Below are 420 nucleotides of genomic sequence, written 5' to 3'. Positions count from 1 at the left end.
GGCGTCGACGGTCACGGTGCCGGTGGTGGCGCCAGCGGCGATGTTGATCACGGCGCCGTTGCTCAGGGTGACAGTGACAGGCGAGCCCGCGGCGTTGGTCAAGGTTGCGGTGTAAACGATCGAACCGCCTTCGGCAACGGTATCGGTCGCACTCAATGTCAGGCCAGTGGTGTCCTGCACATCGGTAACGGTGGTGTCAGCCGGAGTGGCGTCGATGTCCAGTTTTTCGTAGTTGCCGCCTTGGGCATCGTCAATCTTGACGCTCAGGTTATCGCCGCCTGCGAGGGCGTCGTTCTGGGTAACGAAGTTCACCGAACCGGAGCTGGAGCCGACCGGAATGGTGATGCTTTGGCCGTTGCTCAACGTCACGACCAGAGGTGCGCCGGTTACCGGAGCATTGACCGAAGCGGTGTACACCAC

Annotated in this window: 1 protein-coding gene; it reads right to left on the bottom strand. The window is 61.9% G+C overall.

What is annotated here, in order from left to right; all coding sequences use genetic code 11:
* Positions 1-420 (bottom strand): immunoglobulin-like domain-containing protein (locus AC09SL_RS29550; RefSeq protein WP_479572020.1); only part of this gene is annotated, 420 nt, incomplete at both ends.

The organism is Pseudomonas sp. PF05 (assembly GCF_056521845.1).
Note: the sequence above shows the minus strand (reverse complement) of the source record. Positions and strands in the feature narration are given on the sequence as shown.